The sequence below is a fragment of the Sphingorhabdus sp. genome (genome assembly GCF_044354325.1).
Classification (GTDB): Bacteria; Pseudomonadota; Alphaproteobacteria; order Sphingomonadales; family Sphingomonadaceae; genus Sphingorhabdus_B.
Window position 1 is genome coordinate 1 of sequence record NZ_JBILAF010000036.1, and the last position, 16,969, is coordinate 16,969.

16 protein-coding genes are annotated in these 16,969 nt (G+C 57.1%); 12 read left to right on the forward strand and 4 right to left on the reverse strand.

Annotated elements, in window-relative coordinates; translation table 11 throughout:
• From ACIQ0G_RS05065 to pheT, 4 genes are all read left to right on the forward strand, one after another.
• A partial coding sequence (locus tag ACIQ0G_RS05065; RefSeq protein WP_397576977.1) for a 50S ribosomal protein L35 occupies positions 1-148 on the forward strand: 148 nt, incomplete at its 5' end.
• A 36-nt stretch (positions 149-184) separates the two neighbouring features.
• The gene (gene rplT / locus ACIQ0G_RS05070) at positions 185-550 is read left to right on the forward strand and encodes a 50S ribosomal protein L20 (protein WP_183942150.1); all 366 of its coding nucleotides are present in this window, start codon (positions 185-187) and stop codon (positions 548-550) included.
• Between the two features lie 82 nt (positions 551-632).
• On the forward strand, positions 633-1,715 hold the full coding sequence (gene pheS, locus ACIQ0G_RS05075; RefSeq protein ID WP_397576978.1) for a phenylalanine--tRNA ligase subunit alpha: 1,083 nt from the start codon (positions 633-635) through the stop codon (positions 1,713-1,715).
• The gene (gene pheT / locus ACIQ0G_RS05080; RefSeq protein WP_397576966.1) at positions 1,712-4,111 is read left to right on the forward strand and encodes a phenylalanine--tRNA ligase subunit beta; all 2,400 of its coding nucleotides are present in this window, start codon (positions 1,712-1,714) and stop codon (positions 4,109-4,111) included. Before pheS ends, pheT begins: the two co-directional genes overlap by 4 nt.
• Before the next feature lie 60 nt (positions 4,112-4,171).
• Here the strand turns inward: pheT and ACIQ0G_RS05085 are convergent, their stop codons facing one another.
• On the reverse strand, positions 4,172-6,523 hold the full coding sequence (locus tag ACIQ0G_RS05085) for a TonB-dependent receptor (protein WP_397576967.1): 2,352 nt from the start codon (positions 6,521-6,523) through the stop codon (positions 4,172-4,174).
• 132 nt (positions 6,524-6,655) lie between these two features.
• On the opposite strand from ACIQ0G_RS05085, the gene ACIQ0G_RS05090 reads away from it, so the two are divergent.
• Both ACIQ0G_RS05090 and ACIQ0G_RS05095 read left to right on the forward strand, forming a co-directional pair.
• Positions 6,656-7,249, forward strand: coding sequence for a TetR/AcrR family transcriptional regulator (locus ACIQ0G_RS05090; protein ID WP_246337175.1), 594 nt, complete (start codon positions 6,656-6,658; stop codon positions 7,247-7,249).
• A 24-nt stretch (positions 7,250-7,273) separates the two neighbouring features.
• Positions 7,274-8,836 (forward strand): peptide chain release factor 3, encoded by a 1,563-nt coding sequence (locus tag ACIQ0G_RS05095; RefSeq protein ID WP_397576968.1) that lies wholly within the window; start codon positions 7,274-7,276, stop codon positions 8,834-8,836.
• Here ACIQ0G_RS05095 and ACIQ0G_RS05100 read toward each other — a convergent pair.
• Positions 8,833-10,791 (reverse strand): beta-galactosidase, encoded by a 1,959-nt coding sequence (locus ACIQ0G_RS05100; protein ID WP_397576969.1) that lies wholly within the window; start codon positions 10,789-10,791, stop codon positions 8,833-8,835. The two genes, ACIQ0G_RS05095 and ACIQ0G_RS05100, sit on opposite strands and share 4 nt — an antisense overlap.
• A 162-nt stretch (positions 10,792-10,953) precedes the next feature.
• On the opposite strand from ACIQ0G_RS05100, the gene ACIQ0G_RS05105 reads away from it, so the two are divergent.
• Positions 10,954-12,069, forward strand: coding sequence for a fatty acid desaturase family protein (locus tag ACIQ0G_RS05105; protein ID WP_397576970.1), 1,116 nt, complete (start codon positions 10,954-10,956; stop codon positions 12,067-12,069).
• Positions 12,070-12,221: 152 nt separating this feature from the next.
• Here ACIQ0G_RS05105 and ACIQ0G_RS05110 read toward each other — a convergent pair whose 3' ends face one another.
• Both ACIQ0G_RS05110 and ACIQ0G_RS05115 read right to left on the reverse strand, forming a co-directional pair.
• On the reverse strand, positions 12,222-12,620 hold the full coding sequence (locus ACIQ0G_RS05110; RefSeq protein WP_397576971.1) for an ArsR/SmtB family transcription factor: 399 nt from the start codon (positions 12,618-12,620) through the stop codon (positions 12,222-12,224).
• A complete protein-coding gene (locus ACIQ0G_RS05115) occupies positions 12,617-13,249 on the reverse strand; it encodes a peroxiredoxin (RefSeq protein WP_397576972.1) in 633 nt (210 codons plus the stop codon). Before ACIQ0G_RS05115 ends, ACIQ0G_RS05110 begins: the two co-directional genes overlap by 4 nt.
• A 104-nt stretch (positions 13,250-13,353) precedes the next feature.
• Between ACIQ0G_RS05115 and ACIQ0G_RS05120 the strand changes: the two genes are divergently transcribed.
• The 5 genes from ACIQ0G_RS05120 to ACIQ0G_RS05140 form a co-directional block, all read left to right on the forward strand.
• The gene (locus ACIQ0G_RS05120) at positions 13,354-14,271 is read left to right on the forward strand and encodes an MBL fold metallo-hydrolase (protein WP_397576973.1); all 918 of its coding nucleotides are present in this window, start codon (positions 13,354-13,356) and stop codon (positions 14,269-14,271) included.
• On the forward strand, positions 14,268-14,708 hold the full coding sequence (locus ACIQ0G_RS05125; RefSeq protein WP_306064837.1) for a YeeE/YedE family protein: 441 nt from the start codon (positions 14,268-14,270) through the stop codon (positions 14,706-14,708). The genes ACIQ0G_RS05120 and ACIQ0G_RS05125 overlap by 4 nt, the downstream gene beginning before the upstream one ends.
• Entirely contained in the window at positions 14,705-15,148 is a 444-nt protein-coding gene (locus ACIQ0G_RS05130; protein ID WP_397576974.1) for a DUF6691 family protein, read from the forward strand. Before ACIQ0G_RS05125 ends, ACIQ0G_RS05130 begins: the two co-directional genes overlap by 4 nt.
• Positions 15,145-16,728, forward strand: a complete 1,584-nt coding sequence (locus ACIQ0G_RS05135) for a TIGR01244 family sulfur transferase (RefSeq protein ID WP_397576975.1) — start codon at positions 15,145-15,147, stop codon at positions 16,726-16,728. Before ACIQ0G_RS05130 ends, ACIQ0G_RS05135 begins: the two co-directional genes overlap by 4 nt.
• A 5-nt stretch (positions 16,729-16,733) precedes the next feature.
• On the forward strand, positions 16,734-16,969 hold a 236-nt coding region (locus tag ACIQ0G_RS05140; protein WP_397576976.1), incomplete at its 3' end, for a SulP family inorganic anion transporter.

Consider the following 16,969-nt stretch of genomic DNA (forward strand, 5'->3'; position numbering starts at 1 on the left):
AACAGGCAAGATCAAGCATGGCGTCGTTGGAAAACGGCACCGTTTGAGCAGCCATAATGCCAAGTATATCCGCCAAAACCGTGGCACCAGCGTGATCTCTGATCCCGATGCCAAGACAATCAAGAAATGGGCGCCATACGGTCTTTAAGACTGCGCGTACGTTTTAACGAAAAGGATATAGATTATGGCACGCGTCAAACGTGGTGTGACCACCAAAGCTAAACATAAAAGAATTTTAGAGCAGGCGAAGGGCTATTATGGCCGTCGCAAAAATACCATCCGCGTCGCACGTCAGGCGGTCGAAAAGGCCGGTCAGTACGCATATCGCGACCGTAAGGTAAACAAGCGGAACTTCCGCGCATTGTGGATCCAGCGTATCAACGCCGCAGTCCGCGCCGAAGGCATGACCTATGGCGTGTTCATGCATGGCCTGAAGCTTGCTAACGTTGAACTGGACCGCAAGGTTCTTGCCGACCTCGCGATGAACGAAGCCGCGATGTTTAGCACGATCATTGCGCAGTCGAAGGCAGCGCTCGCGAAAGCAGCATAAGCTCCTAAAACTTCGATATTGCGCAAAAGGGCGTGGGCGGTGCTTGCCGTTCGCGCCCTTTTGCTTATTCAGGCGAACCATGATGACAGATATTGCGACACTCCAAACCGAACTGATGGCAGCGATTGATTCCGCGGATACGCTGGATGCGCTGGAGGCTGTTCGGATATCCGCCCTTGGCAAGCAAGGCAGCGTTTCGGCGTTGCTCAAGACGATGGGGGCGATGTCGCCCGATGAACGTCAGACGCAAGGCCCGATCATCAACGGTCTGCGCGAAAGCGTGACAGCGGGGCTGGCCGCGAAAAAAGCCGCCTTGGAAACAGCCGAGTTGAACCGGCGTCTCGCCAGCGAATATGTCGACATGACATTGCCTACGCCCGAAACACCGCGCGGCACAGTGCATCCGGTCAGCCAAGTCATGGACGAGCTTGCCGAAATCTTTGTCGACATGGGCTTCGCGGTTGCCGAAGGGCGCGAGATCGAAGATGATTGGCACAATTTCACCGCGCTCAATATTCCCGAAACGCATCCTGCACGCGCGATGCATGATACATTCTATTTCCCCGACGAAATGGCGCGCGAGGGCAGCAAAATGCTGCTGCGCACGCACACATCGCCGGTGCAAATCCGCACCATGACGTCACAGGAACCACCGATCCGCATTATCGCACCGGGCCGCGTCTACCGCAGCGACAGCGATGCGACGCACACGCCGATGTTCCACCAGATCGAAGGCCTTGTCATCGACAAGGGCATTCACCTTGGTCATCTGAAATGGACGTTGGAGACATTTCTAAAAGCCTATTTCGAACGCGAAGATGTCGTCTTGCGTCTGCGTCCAAGCTATTTCCCATTCACCGAACCATCGGTTGAAGTCGACGTCGGCTATTCGATGGTCAACGGCAAGCGCGTCATTGGGGGATCGGAAGGCTGGATGGAGGTTCTTGGCTCCGGCATGGTCCATCGCAAGGTTATCGAGGCCTGCGGGCTTGATCCCGATATATGGCAGGGCTTTGCCTTCGGTACCGGCGTCGACCGCCTTGCCATGCTGAAATATGGGATGGACGATCTGCGTGCCTTCTTCGACGGCGATAATCGCTGGCTGCAGCATTACGGATTTGACGCGCTCGATGTTCCGACGCTGAGCGGAGGAGTAGGCGCATGAAGTTTTCATTGTCATGGCTGAAAGAGCATCTCGATACCGACGCCGATATGCAGGCCGTTGCCGATTGCCTGAACCGTATCGGGCTTGAGGTTGAGGGCATCGAAAACCCGGCAGACAAATTGTCCGCGTTCCGCATTGCAAAGGTGCTGAGTGCGGCGCCGCATCCGCAGGCCGATAAATTGCAAGTGTTGTCCGTTGATGCGGGCGGCGACCCGCTTCAGGTGGTCTGTGGCGCACCCAATGCGCGCGCAGGCATGCTTGGCGTATTCGGCCCAGCCGGCGCAGTCGTTCCCGCAAATGGCATGGTGCTAAAGGTTGCCGCGATCAGAGGCGTCGAATCCAACGGCATGATGTGCTCGATTGCGGAGCTGGAACTGGGCGACGATCATGATGGCATCATCGAACTCGCCGCGGACGCGCCGGTGGGGACGGTCTATGCCGATTGGGCAGGGTTGGACGACCCCGTCATTGATGTCAGCATCACCCCCAACCGTCAGGATTGCATGGGCGTTCGCGGCATCGCGCGCGATCTCGCGGCGGCTGGCCTTGGCACATTGCGCCCGCTAAACGAAGTCTACCGCATCAATTTGGACACGCCCAATGAAGGCAGCGGCCCCGCGCCGATCGTGCGCACAGACGACGCCGCAGGCTGCCCTGCGTTCTACGCACAGGCCGTCTCCGGTGTCCGCAATGGCGACGCCCCCGAATGGATGCGCAGCAAGCTGAAAGCCATTGGCCAAAAGCCGATTTCAGTGCTCGTCGACATCACCAACTTCATCTCCATCGATCTTGGCCGGCCCTTGCACGTTTATGACCGCGCCAAGCTCAACGGAGCGCTGGTGGCACGTAAGGCGGTCGACGGGGAAGACGTGGTCGCCCTCAATGGCAAGACCTATACGCTGGATTCGACCATGACCGTCATTGCGGACGACAGCATGGTGCATGACATTGGCGGTATCATGGGTGGCGAGCATAGCGGCGTTTCGGAGACGACCACGGATGTCCTTATCGAGTGCGCCTATTTCGACCCTGAACATATTGCGCGCACCGGGCAAAAGCTGGCTTTGACCAGCGATGCAAGGCAACGTTTTGAACGCGGCGTTGACCCTGCGTTTTTGGAAGACGGATTGGCGATCGCGACCAAGCTGGTGCTCGACCATTGCGGCGGGACGCCAAGTGCCATCACTAGGGCGGGCGCTGCACCAGTTGCGCCGCGCAACATTTCTTATGACACCCAATATTGCCAGCAGCTTGGCGGCGTTGATGTTACGCCGGACCAACAGCGCAATATATTGGAAAGACTGGGCTTTTCGGTAAGCGACGACTGGCGCGTTACCGTGCCGACATGGCGTCGTGACGTCGATGGCCCTGCAGATATTGTCGAAGAAGTCGTGCGTATCGTCGGTCTCGACAATGTCGTGTCCGTGCCATTGCCCCGTGCAGACGGCGTCGCCAAACCAACCGCAACGCCCGTCCAGTCGCTGGAACGCAAAGTACGCCGTGCAGCGGCGGCACGTGGCTTGAACGAAGCGATCAACTGGTCGTTCCTGCCGCAAAAGGCAGCGGATGCATTTGGTGGCGGCACATGGACCCTGGCCAACCCGATCTCCGAAGACATGAAGGTCATGCGCCCTTCGCTTTTGCCGGGTCTGCTCTCTGCCGCGCAGCGGAACATGGACCGCGGCGCATCATCGGTGCGTCTGTTCGAAATCGGACGGCGTTATTTTGCCGCGGCGGATGGCACAAGCGACGAACGTCTGACGGCGGGTATCGTGCTGGCGGGTGACAAATCTGTGCGCAACTGGGCGACCGGTAAATCGGCAAAATTTGACGCTTTTGATGCCAAGGCAGAGGCCATCGCGTTGCTCAAGGCAGCGGGTGTCGCAACCGACGGTCTGCTCGTGATGGACGATGCCGGTGCGCATTATCATCCCGGACAATCGGCGACATTGCGCATGGGACCAAAGAATATTCTTGGCGCATTCGGCACACTGCATCCGGCAACGGCAAAAGCCTTTGACCTTGATGGCAGCGTTGTCGCCGCGGAAATCTTTTTGGATGCGATACCGCTCAAAAAAGCCACGGGCTTTATGCGCCCGGCCTTCACACCGCCAGCATTGCAAGCCGTTACCCGCGACTTTGCGTTTCTGGTTTCCCAAGATACGCCAGCCAATGATCTGGTTCGGTCCATTAAGGGATGCGACAAAGACAACATCGTCGCAGCGCGCTTGTTTGACCGCTTTGCCGGGCAAGGCGTACCCGAGGGGCAAGTCAGCCTGGCGGTTGAAATTACGCTTCAACCCACCGACAAAAGCTATGGCGATGATGATCTGAAACTGATTTCAGATAAGGTCATTGCGGCCGCGGCCAAACTGGGCGCGGTGCTTCGCGGATAAAAAGAAAGGCCGGGCATGTTGGCCCGGCCTTCTTTTTTCAACGCGCTTTCGCGCAGATTTTTAGAACTTCACGCCAGCGGTCAGAAACACCTGACGCGGGTTGCCGTAAAATGCGGTCAGCGTGCCTTCGCGGCCCAAAGACGCAACGGGCAAACCGGTTCCGCCAAGGATGGGCACGCCAGTCGTCGCGTTGCCAGCAATGAAGCTGTAGCCCGAAGTCTTATATTCCTTGTCGAACAGGTTCTTACCATAAAGCCCAATGCTCCAACGATCGTCGGGCGCGGTATACACCAGGCTTGCGTCGACAAGCGCATAGCCCGACTGATCAATATAGGGGTTCGGAATTTCGAACTGCGTCGTGCTGCTGCGGTACGAAATTGTTGTGCCCAGATTCAAGCGTCCGGCGCCAGCTGGCGTCATGTAGGCAAGCGTTGCGCTGGCTGTCCATGAAGGTGTGTTCTGCACATCGCGGAAGGCGGCAACATCTGTCGGGACGCTCGCGATGTTCGAAATATATTGGTCGAACTGCGCATCAATATAACCCACTGCACCCAACAGGTTCAAACGGTCACCGTCATTGGCAACGCTCTCGCTAAGCCGTGCGTTAAACTCAAGCTCGACGCCCTTGAAGGTCGCCTTGCCTGCGTTGGATGTTACGCCGCAGAATGATGGCAGGCCGCTGACGATACATGCGACCGAACCGGGGATTTGGACGTCCGTATAATCGGCGTAGAAGCCAGCGAGTGCATAGGTCAGGCCGCCGTCGAACGCATTGCCCTTATAGCCAACTTCGTAGCTGTCGACGCTTTCTGGACGGAAGCTCAAAAACGCAGCCACTTCGTCGTTTTCGCCGCGAATACCATTGCCGTTCAGATCTGGCGCATTGGCACCCACGCCGCGCGGATCAAAGCCGCCGCCCTTAAAGCCTTGGCTGAAGCTGGCGTAGATATTGTCGTCTGGCGTTGGCTTAAAGCTGAGCGATATGCGGGGCGTGAACTTTTTGAAATCACGCTGTCCGCTGAAGTTTGTGCTGGCTGCGCCAAAGGCGACGCCTGCCCCGCCAAAGAATGGCGATCCGCCGCCAAGATAGTTTTGGCGCAGGATATTCGCGGTGCGCTTATCCCATGTGTAACGGCCACCAACCGACAGGCTGAGCTGTTCGGAAAGATCGTACGTAAAATCACCGAAGATGGCGTAGGTTTCCGTATCGACCGCAGCATTGGTAAATGCCGTCAATCCGCTGAGCGTCGTGAACAGGCGCACATCGAACAAGGTATCTGCCGTGGCATCCAGATAATATGCACCGACCATGCCGCTGAACGGACCAGCGTCCACGAGCAATTGCACTTCCTGACTGACCTGTTCGTTGAAATAGCCACCGGGGACGTCAACATCTGCCGCAGGCAGCGCGTCAAAATCGATGGGGGTCAGCGTGTCATCTTTGCGCCATGCGCTAATGGAACGCAGCGTCAGGCTGTCGGACAGGTCCACCGAAATGTTCATGGCGAGGCCATAAGCTTCGATATCCTGTTTCGGATCAACAAGTCCGCCGCGTGTGTCAAAAACATTGTCGAGCACGGGTGCGCCCGACAACAATCCGGGAATGATGCGATGACCGCCACGAGGGTCGCTCTTGTCGCGGCTATAATCGCCGCTGATACGCACCGAAACCGGAGCGCCATATCCGCCAAGCTCCAATGTGCCGCGCGCAGCCCATACGTCCTTGTTATAGTTCTCAAGGCCGGTGGTCAGGTTATCGCCAAAACCGCCGCGTGAAAGCCGCGCGACGCTGCCGCCGACGCGCACGATTTCGCCAATCGGTGCGGACACAGTCACGACGCCATCGGCCTGATCATAAGTTCCGACCGTTGCCCGTGCGCTCAAGGCGAACTCTTGCGGCAAACGCTTGGTGACATATTTCACCGCGCCGCCGATGGTGTTGCGGCCGTACAGCGTGCCCTGGGGCCCGCGCAGAACTTCGATGCGTTCTACGTCATAAATGTCGAGGACCGCAGCTTGCGGACGGTTCAAATAGACATCATCCAGATAGATGCCGACACCGGGTTCAAAACCCGACACTGGATCCTGTTGGCCGATACCGCGAATAAAAGCCGACAGTGTCGAGTTACTGCCGCGCGATGTTTCAAGCGTGGTGTTCGGCGTGATGTTGCCAATGTCGGTCAGGTCAAGCGCGCCACGCAATTCAAGCGCTTCGCCCGAAAATGCGCTGACCGCGATTGGCACATCGAGCAGATTTTCTTCACGGCGCCGTGCAGTAACAATGATTTCATCAATATTGTCTGCGCTCGCGGCGGCTTCTTGTGCCATAGCAGGCGCGGTTACAGCCAAGCCAGACATGGCAATGCTGGCAAACAATGCAGCGCGAATCATCGAAATTTTCGTGGATTTCATTGTCACTCTCCCTTTGAATTGCAGGTCTTTACCCATACACAAATATGCGTATACTGAAAGTTGAACCATGTTTCAACTTAATGGCTTTGGGAAGTATAGCGAATGTCAGCCGAACGTGGCATATCAGCAACAATGACACCGGCTGAAAAAACACCGCGCACCGAAAGGGGCCGCAAAACATTGCGTCTGCTGTTGGATGCGGCTGCCGCCGAATTTGGCGAAAAGGGATTTCACGAAAGTTCCGTCGTGTCGATTACGCAGCGCGCCGGCGTGGCCTTGGGCAGCTTCTACACCTATTTCGATTCCAAAGATTCGCTCTTCCGCGCGCTGGTCCGCGACATGTCGGCGCAAGTACGGCAAACGGTAGGGCCCGTGATCGCCGCGGAGCCAGACCGTCTTGAAGGCGAGCGCAAGGGGCTGAACAAATTTTTGAATTTTGTGCGCGAGCATAAGGAACTGTACCGGATTATTGATGAGGCTGAATTTGTCGATCCGCCAAGTTATCGCGCGCATTACGAAAATACGGTTAACGGGTATCTCGCCAGCTTGAAAGAAGCTGCGACCAAAGGACAAGTGCGCGACGATGTCGAGGAAGTCCATGCGTGGGCCATTGTCGGCATGAACGTGTTTTTGGGGCTGCGTTTTGGTGTCCTTGATGAAGATCGCGATGCAGCTGAAGTTGCGACTATCGCCGCCGACCTTCTGACAAACGGGTTGAAGCGATAATCAATCATCCCTAAGCCGCGCGGTATGACGCTCAACCGCCGAACCTTTGCCATTATCTCCCACCCCGATGCGGGTAAAACAACGCTCACGGAAAAGCTTTTGCTTCAAGGTGGCGCCATTCACTTGGCGGGCGAAGTAAAGGCGCGCGGTCAAGCACGCCGTGCGCGTTCCGACTGGATGAAGATCGAACAGCAGCGCGGAATTTCGGTTACGTCATCGGTGATGACGTTTCAAAAGGACGGCATTGTCTTCAACCTGCTCGACACGCCGGGGCATGAAGATTTCTCCGAAGATACCTACCGGACGCTGACTGCGGTCGATTCTGCCATCATGGTCATCGACGCGGCAAAGGGTATTGAGCCGCAAACCCGCAAACTTTTCGAAGTCTGCCGCCTGCGCAGCGTTCCGATCATCACCTTCGTCAACAAGGTGGATCGCGAAGGTCGCCCCGCATTTGAGACGATTGACGAAGTCGCCGATGCACTGGCGCTGGATGTGTGCCCTATGAACTGGCCCGTGGGCATGGGCGGCGAGTTTGAAGGCCTTTACGACTTTAACAGCGGTCGCCTGAGCCAGCCATCAGGCGACAGCAAGGCGTTCGAAGGCAAAGTCAGCGACCATGCCGGCCTGAATGCGACAAGCCTTGAAGATGTGCTCACGCCCGCGGGCGTCGCGCGGCTACGCGAAGAGGCGGAGCTTGCGCAGGCTGGATATTCCGAGTTCGATCTGACTGCGTTCCAAAATGGTGACCTAACGCCCGTCTATTTCGGCTCCGCGCTGAAAGAATTCGGCGTGATCGAGCTTATTACCGCCATCGCCAAATATGCGCCGCCACCCCGCCCGCAACCCAGTTCAAAGGGTGATATTGATCCGTCCGAGAAAGAAGTCACCGGCTTCATTTTCAAGGTGCAGGCCAATATGGACCCGCAGCACCGTGACCGCATTGCGTTCATGCGGCTATGTTCCGGCACCTTCAAACGCGGCATGAAGCTGACGCCATCGGGACTTGGCAAGCCGGTTGCGATTCATTCGCCGATTCTGTTTTTCGCGCAAGATCGCGAAATTGCCGACAGCGCGGAACCCGGCGATATCATCGGTATTCCCAACCATGGCACGTTGCGCGTCGGCGACACTTTGTCCGAACGCAACGACGTGCGCTTTACCGGCCTGCCCAACTTTGCGCCGGAAATTCTGCGCCGCGTCGTCTTACGCGACCCCACGAAGACCAAGCAGTTGCGCAAGGCGCTGGATGACTTGAGCGAAGAGGGCGTCATTCAAGTCTTCTACCCTGAGATTGGTTCAAACTGGGTGATTGGCGTCGTCGGGCAACTTCAGCTCGACGTTCTGATTTCGCGGCTTGAGGCGGAATATAAGGTCGATGCGTTTTTGGAGCCCGCACCTTATGACACCGCACGCTGGCTCATCGGGTCGGACACAGCGCTGGCGCAATTCATCTCGTTCAACGGCGGAAACATGGCGAAGGACCGCGATGGCCATCCGGTGTTTATGGCGCGTTCGTCATGGGATGTTGGCTATCAGCAGGAAAAGCACCCGGACCTGAAATTCAGCGCGACCAAAGAACGTTAACGCCAGACAGCAACGCCATAGGGTTCGATGTCCGAACCGCCGATAACAAATTCTGCGCCCGCTGGTGCAGGGGCGCGCGCGTTAGCGCTATCCAGATTGAACGCAAAGGTAAGTTCACCCCGTCGGCGCAAGCGCAGCGTGGGCGGCAGCGGTGTAATCTGCACGTCCGCCTCCGCACATAAATCGACGAGCAAGTTAGTCAGAAAGGCATCGTCCGTCAGCGTCGCAAGATAGATGCTTCGGCCAGCCCGCACCGCTGCCGGTGCGCCGTCTTCATAAGTTGCGATGATGTCCGCGTCGCCAACTTCAATCGTCTCGCGCCAACGGCCGCTTTCATATTCCGCGCCTTTATACGCAATGCTACCACCGCAATCCGCGCGGAGCGTTTCGACCGAAGTGACTTTGATCGGCACAAAGTCACGCAGGCGTCCGGGCGGCAGGCCTTCGCTCATCGAAAATTCATCGGTCTTCGCACCCGCGCGTGGACCAAAGAGCAATAGGCCATCGCTCGCCTGCAACGCATCGAACGCGGCATCGTCAACCACCGCCATGGTCGGCACGACAACCAGTCGATATCCAGCCAGCTGCGCGTCGCCTGCGGTCACAAAGTCGACATCCACGCCCAGGCCGCGCAACGCACGATAATATTGGAAGACGACCGCATCATAGCGATAGCCCGCACCTTGCCGTTCAATGTCGTCGACCCAGCCGGACACCGGATCAATGACGATGGCGACAGGGGACTTCGCAGCCACAACCGACAAGTCGCCAAGCAGCTGCATGTCCGATGCGGCCTGTTCCACTTCCGCCCACGCCGCGGCGGGCATGTCATCGGGCCGTCTGAGCCCGGCATGCATTTGTTCTTGCGCAAAGGGTACTTGCCGCCAGCGGAAATAGGCGACGCAGGCCGCGCCATGCGCAAAAGCCTGAAGCGTCCAGTGTCGGACCATGCCCGGCGCAGGATGCGGATTATGCGGCGCCCAGTTTACCGGCCCGGGCTGCTGCTCCATCACCCACCACGCACCTTTGGATAGCCCGCGCACCGAATCAAAATTGAGCGCCGCCAAATCAGGATGCCCCGTGCGCATGAAGGGTTTCCATTCATCAGCCGATGCTTTGGCCATGAGCTGATCGGAAAAACCGAGCGGATAATTGTCATAGCTGACAAAATCGAGATCGCGGGTCAGCGCGGCATTGTCGACACCCGTTGTCGCTGGCGGAATGATATTGTGCGTCACCCACTGGTGCGGCGCGGCGTGACGGCGAACGGCCGATATCATGACGTCATGAAAGCGCACGACCTGTTCCGACGCAAAGCGCCGATAGGCCAAGCGATGCGCGGGGTTCGTTTCGCACACCGTGAAAAAGGGCAGGTCGATCTGGTCAAAATGGTCATATTCCATCGACCAGAACACATTGCCCCACGCCGCATTCAGCGCGTCGATCGTGCCATAACGTTGCGCACAATAGGCCCGGAATTTTTCCAGCGCCGCTGGCGATGCGCTCATGGTCGTATCGTGGCAGCACAATTCATTGTCGGTCTGCCAACCGGCCACATGCGGATGAAAGCCATAACGCTGCGCCATGGCGGCAGTGATACGTTCCGCCTGCACCAGATATGTTTCGCTCGAAAAGTCATAATGGCGGCGCGATCCGAAACCACGGACTTGGCCGGTGTTGATATCGACAGGCAAAATGTCGGGATATTTTTCGCACAGCCATTTGGGCGGCGTTGCGGTGGGCGTTCCAAGGACGACTTTCAGTCCGGCCGCGCCGAGCACGTCGATCGCGCGGTCCATCCACGCCCAATCGAATATGCCTTCCGCCTTTTCGATGCGACCCCACGCAAATTCGCCAATCCGGACAAAGCGCAGCCCAAGATCATACATTCTTTGCGCGTCGCGTGGCCAATGATCCTCGGACCAGTGCTCGGGATAATAACAGACACCTAACATGCCCGTTTGTTTAGCGCCCAAGCCACGGCTGGCAAGCCTATGCACATGTTAGGCTTCGCGCGCCGAAAGAAAACGGCCATAATTCATATATTCTGCCATTTTATCGCCACGACTAATGCCTATGTACGATCAAACAGGTCCGACAGGCAGATTGATACGCGCATGAGTGAAATGTTACTGACCCCGCACACGCACACAGACGGCGCCATTTTGGGCGGTGATCTCGTCGACCGCGCAGCGCGCCTCAAACAGGTTCCTGATGACAAAGCGATGTTGCGTGCGGTTGCCGAACTCACGCGTGATCTTGCTGCGCCGAACCCGCGCATTTTCTGGTCGGATTTCCTTTTGTCGGCGCTGGTTGGCTATGTCGGACTTGCGGTGACCATCATGTCCGGAACCCTGTGGGTTCAGTGCGTTGCGGCTTTGGTCTCGATCCTTGGCCTATATCGCGCAGGCGGCTTCATTCACGAAGTGACGCATGTGAAGCATTCCGCGCTTCCCGGTTTCCGCTTGGGCTTTAACGCCGTGATTGGCGTGCCCCTGCTCGTGCCGTCTTATATGTATGAAGGCATCCACAACCTGCACCACGCACGCACGCGTTATGGCACCGATCAAGATCCCGAATATCTGCCCTTGGCGCTAATGAAGCCATGGACGCTGCCTGTCTTCATCATCGTTTCGTTGCTGGCGCCGATTGCCTTGCTGTTCCGCAACGCCGTGCTTGCCCCGCTTTCGCTGTTCATTCCTGCGTTGCGCAAGATCGTGGTCGAACGTTACTCGGGCCTTGCGATCAACCCTGCCTTTCGGCGCAGACCCGCCGAGGGCGACGCACATCGCAACTGGATCGTGCAGGAAACCGCCGCCAGCATCTGGTCGATTGCGCTGCTGACGGGGGTATTTACGGGTTTCATCCCGCTCCAGTCCTTCCTCATCTTCCTTGCCATCGTCGCAAGCGTTGCCGTGCTCAACCAAGTCCGCACGCTTGTCGCGCATTTATGGGAAAATGATGGTGAGCCATTGAGTGTGACCGCCCAGTTCCTCGACAGCGTCAACGTCCCGCCCCCCGGCCTGCTGGCAGAGATCTGGGCACCTGTGGGCCTGCGTTACCACGCGTTGCATCACTTGCTGCCCAGCGTGCCGTATCATGCACTTGGGACAGCGCACAAACGCCTGACCGCACAATTGGCACCCGATTCGGCTTACCACCGCGCCAATTATGACGGGCTTACCGGATTGGTATATCGTCTTGCGCGCAGCACGTTCGTGCGCGGCGCCTAAACAACCTTCTTCGATGGCCACAAGCCGCCGCGATTTGTCCGGATGACTGGCTATGTCGTGTGCCTGAGCCATATTGAAGATATATGACTGTGCCTCAATTAGCCATTCGTTCCGATAGCATGGCCATGCTTGGATGGCTCCAACATCAGCAGTTAAATGATGCGCGCGAATCCCGCCGCGCCACGCGCTGGGGGTGCACTTGCCTCAGGCTTGTTCAATCGCAGGGCGGTATTCAACATTTGCCCCACATCGCCTTCGTCCCCAAGGATGGCTTCCATGCTGCGGACGCATAAGCAGACTTTATCATCCGCTAAGTTATACCAGATTTGCTTGGACGCACGGCGCGTTTTGACGAGGTCGTTGCGGCGCAGTTCCGCGAGTTGCTGGCTAAGCGCAGGTTGGCCTATGCCGGTTGCGGCATCGATTTCGCTCACCGTCCGTTCACCGCGCAAAAGGCAAGACAAGATCATGAGCCGCTGCGGCTGCGCATAGACTTTTAGCTTGTCCGCCGCTTTTACGGCGCGGTCGCGACTTTCAAACAGCGACGTCATTTCGTGTCGGCCAAATGGCAAAACCAATCATCGTCACCACTGATTTCGGCGCTGTTTATAATTGGTAATGCAAGCAATTTGTCCCCTGGTTGCCATCCTTCTGGCGCAAGGCCAGTGCCGCCCTGCGTAGCTTGCAATGCGCGAAGAAGGCGCAGCATTTCACTGACCGAGCGCCCCACATTATGCGGATAAGTGGTGATGGCACGAATGATGCCGTCGGGGTCGATGAAATAGGTTGAGCGAACCGCGGCGCTATCCGCTGCAGTATCGTCAATCATGCCATATGCGCGGCCAATGGCCATGGAGGGGTCTTCAATGATGGGGAAAGGAACATTCACCCCAAATTTATGTTTAATCGCAGTCACCCACGCAATGTGCGAATGGATACTGTCCACGGAAAGCCCGAGCAATGCACAACCAGTTGCTTCGAACGCAACGGCCGACTTGGCAAGCGCAACAAATTCCGTCGTGCACACGGGCGTAAAGTCTGCAGGGTGCGAAAACAAAATGAGCCATTGGCCCCGATATTCCGATAGGCTCCGTTCCCCGAGCGTTGTCCGCGCGCGAAAGTCCGGCGCTGTTTCGCCGATCCTAATGGGCTGTGCTGCAACTGCTTTCGTGTCGTTCATTTTTTCATCCTGTTCATCGGTCGGCGCTGCCACGAGACTTGTATTGACGCAACACGGATAATCGATTACACAATTTATGTAAATATGAATTTATAGGAGTTTCCATGCCCGACTCAGCGTTAGAAAATGCCATTGCGCAGGTGAGCGATGCCCAAAAGGGTGTTCCGATAATTCGTGCCTTTTTCGACAAACCGACTTTCACGGTCAGCTATGTGGTCCACGATCCTGAAACCAAGCAGGCGGCGATCATTGATAGTGTGCTTGATTTTGATCCTGCCTCAGGGCGCACCTCGTTCGCGTCGGCGGATGCCATTATCGCATATGTTGCACAGCAGGGCTTGGCCGTTGATTGGCTGCTCGAAACCCATGCGCATGCCGATCACCTTTCGGCAGCACCTTATTTGCAGCAAAAGCTTGGCGGCAAAATCGCCATCGGTGAGCATATCGTCACCGTCCAGAATGTGTTCGGAAAGCTGTTTAACGCTGGCACTGATTTTCAGCGTGATGGGTCGGACTTTGACCGGCTGTTTGCCGATGGCGACCACTTCCAAATTGGGAAGTTGGACGTAACCGTTCTACATGTCCCCGGTCATACGCCTGCGGACATTGCCTATGTCATTGGTGATGCCGTGTTCACGGGCGACACAATGTTCATGCCCGATTACGGCACGGCGCGCGCGGATTTTCCCGGCGGGAACGCGCGGCAATTGTTCCAGTCGTTGCGCCGGATATTGTCGCTGCCTGCCACGACGCGGCTCTTTATGTGCCACGACTATCTGCCTGCTGGTCGCACCGAATATGCATGGGAAACGACGGTGGAGGCAGAGCGTACAGGCAATATCCATGCCCATGACGGCATAACCGAGGATGAATTTGTCGCGATGCGTGAGGCGCGCGATGCGACGCTCGATATGCCGCGCCTGATTTTGCCGTCGGTGCAAGTGAATATGCGTGCAGGCCATATGCCAGCAGTGGACGACAATGGCATCACGTACCTCAAAATCCCGGTCAACGCCGTATGATAGCGGCCTTTCCCAACGCCATGCCTGTTGAAGGCTTTATGGGCGGCTTGCTGATTGGGCTTGCGGCCGCAATCATGCTGCTCGGCCTTGGCCGGATCGCCGGCGTCAGCGGAATGGCGGCACGGGCAACGGGCATCGCAGATACCGGAGCGCCACGAAATGTCGCAATCGCATTCGTCGTCGGCCTTCCGCTTGGTGCGCTTCTGATCGCGCAGACCGTTGGTGCGGTGAACGTCAACTTTCCAGCATCCATCTGGCCGCTGATCATCGGTGGCTTACTCGTTGGCTATGGCACACGGCTCGGCTCGGGCTGCACCAGTGGCCATGGCGTATGCGGGCTGTCGCGTCTTTCGCCGCGATCCATGGTTGCAACCGGCATGTTCATGGCAAGCGGATTTGTAACCGTAGGCCTGCTCCGCGCTGGAGGCTGGCTATGACCCGGGCGCTTATCGCATTGCTCTCTGGAACGCTGTTCGGGGCCGGCCTTGCCTATTCGGGCATGTCGGACCCTGCGCGGGTTCAGGCGTTTCTGGATCTGTTTGGCCAATGGGATCCAACACTCGCTTTCGTCATGGGGGGCGCCATGCTGCCGATGGCAGGGGCTTGGGTGATTAGATCGCGGCTGTCTGCGCCGCTTGCCGCGCCAACGTTCGATTTACCAGGCACGACCAAGCTCGATCGCCCGCTCGCTTTTGGGGCCATATTGTTTGGAATGGGTTGGGGCATTGCCGGCCTTTGTCCCGGGCCTGCGCTTGCTGACTTGGCGATTGCGCCGGGCGATGTTGCGCCATTTGTCGTTGCGATGTTTGTCGGCATGGCCGCGCAACGCTTCATACCTTTTACATCCCAAAAACCAAAACAAGCGGGGCCTAAATGACGTTCAAATCCATCACGCCAGGCTTTTCTGTCTCAGGGCAATTGACGACAGAAGATCTGCATCAGGCTGCCGCGCAGGGCTTCAAATCGGTTATATGCAACCGGCCAGATGGCGAAGAGGCGGGGCAACCATCCGCCGCCGCCATTCAGAAAGAAGCAGAAGTGCTTGGCCTGTCATTCACGTATATTCCGGCTGTCTCAGGCGCAGTTACGGACGATGATGCGGCGAAGATGAAAGCGGCTCTGGCCCAAATGCCATCCCCCATTCTTGCCTATTGCCGCTCCGGCGCGCGTTCCACCAAGCTTTGGGAAATGGCGACAAAAGATCAGGATGCAGCGCCATCCCCCGCCAAAATCTATGATGTGGTTATTGTGGGCGGCGGCAGTGCCGGAATCGCCACAGCCGCCAGTCTGTTAAAGCGCAATCAGAAGCTATCGGTTGCCGTAATCGAACCTTCAGAAGACCATTATTATCAGCCCGGCTGGACTATGGTTGGGGCTGGTGTTTTCTCGGCTGAATTCACCAAGCGCACCGAAAAATCGGTCATGCCCAAAGCGGTTGACTGGATCAAAAAGGCAGCCTCTGGATTTGCGCCTGAGGACAACCAAGTGCTGCTCGCCGATGGAAGTTCGGTTGCCTATCGCGTGCTGGTGGCATGCCCCGGCATTAAGCTGGATTGGGAGGCTATCGACGGCTTGACCGAAACGCTTGGTCAAAATGGCGTAACGTCCAACTATCGTTACGACCTTGCCCCTTATACCAACCGCCTTGTGAAGGATTTCAAGCAAGGCCGCGCGCTGTTCACGCAGCCGCCAATGCCGATTAAATGTGCAGGCGCGCCGCAAAAATCAATGTATCTATCATGCAGTGCGTGGGAACGTGCCGGGGTGTTAAAAGACATTGATGTGCAATTCCATAACAGCGGCGCAGTGCTGTTCGGGGTTGCCGCCTATGTGCCCGCACTGATGGAATATATCGAACGCTATGACGCGCACCTAAATTTTGAATCGAAGCTGGTTGCCATTGATGGCCCTGCCAAAATTGCGACATTTGAACAGAAACGCGGGGACATCGTCACGCGGGTCGAGGAAAAGTTCGACATGATCCATGTTGTCCCGCCGCAAGTCGCGCCAGATTTTGTGCGCAACAGTCCGCTGGCTGCCGCAAGTGGTTTCATCGAGGTCAATGAGGCAACATTGCAGCATGTGCGTTATGCGAATGTCTTCGCCTTGGGCGACGCTTGCTCAGCGTCAAACGCCAAGACTATGGCGGCGGCGCGCAAGCAAGCGCCAGTGGTCGCGGTGAACGTATTGGCTGCTCTCGAGGGCAAACCACCTGTCGCCGATTATGACGGCTATGGCAGTTGCCCGTTGACGGTCGAACGCGGCAAGATTGTGCTCGCCGAATTTGGTTATGGCGGGAAATTGCTGCCGAGCTTCCCGAATTGGCTGATTGACGGCACGCGCCCATCGCGCCTGTCATGGCTGTTAAAGGATACTATCCTTCCGCCAATTTACTGGCACGGCATGCTCAAAGGGCATGAGTGGATGGTCAAACCCCACAAGATCGGGGCGGCGTAACGGTCATGAAATTGGCACGCTATTTGCCGATATTGGAATGGGGACGCGGCTATGGCGGCGTGACGTTGACCAATGACTTGGTCGCTGCCGCAATCGTCACAATCATGCTCATCCCACAAAGCCTGGCTTATGCCATGTTGGCGGGCTTGCCACCGGAAATAGGGCTATACGCGTCTATTCTTCCCATCATTGCCTATGCCCTGTTCGGGACGAGCCGCGCGCTTGCCGTCGGACCGGTGGC